At 68.4% G+C, this 681-nt stretch carries 1 protein-coding gene; it reads left to right on the forward strand.

Annotation, left to right across the window (positions count from 1 at the left end):
• Positions 1 to 681 (forward strand): MFS transporter (locus G3N93_RS40880; protein ID WP_206135619.1); only part of this gene is annotated, 681 nt, incomplete at both ends.

Raw genomic sequence — 681 nt, forward strand, 5'->3', positions numbered from 1 at the left:
GTGCGCTGCCGGACGCCGCGTTCCTCGCGTGGGGCTGGCGCGTCGCGTTCGCGGCGTCGCTGCTGCTGGTAGCGGTCGGTTTTTACATCCGCACGCGCGTGGCCGATACGCCCGAGTTCGTCGCGCTCAAGCGCCAGCGGCGCGATACGAAGCTGCCGGTCGTCGAGCTGCTCGCCAACTATCGTCAGGCGATCCTGCTCGGGATGGGGGCACGCTATATCGACGGCGTGTTCTTCAACGTGTTCGCGGTGTTCTCGATCGGCTACATGACGCGCAACCTGTCGATCTCGCGCGGCGACGCGCTGCTCGGCGTGATGAGTGCGGCGGTCGTGATGTGCGTGTTCATCCCCGTGTTCGGCAGCCTGTCGGACCGCCTCGGCCGCGCACGCGTGTACCGGTGGGGCGCGACGCTGTGCGGGCTGTCGGTGCTGCCCGCGTTCTGGCTGCTGCAGACGCAGTCGACCAACCTGCTCGCCGTGTGGCTCGCGCTGGTGATCCCGTTCGGGATCTTCTACGCGATGGCGTACGGGCCGGAAGCCGCGCTGTTCGCGGAGCTGTTCGACGCGAACGTGCGTTACACGGGCATCTCGTTCGTCTACCAGGTGTCGGGCATCTTCGCGAGCGGCCTCACGCCGATCGTCGCGACCGCGTTGCTGCGCGTGAACGGCGGGGCGCCGTGGC

It is taken from the genome of Burkholderia sp. Se-20378 (assembly GCF_017104665.1).
GTDB lineage: Bacteria > Pseudomonadota > Gammaproteobacteria > Burkholderiales > Burkholderiaceae > Burkholderia > Burkholderia lata.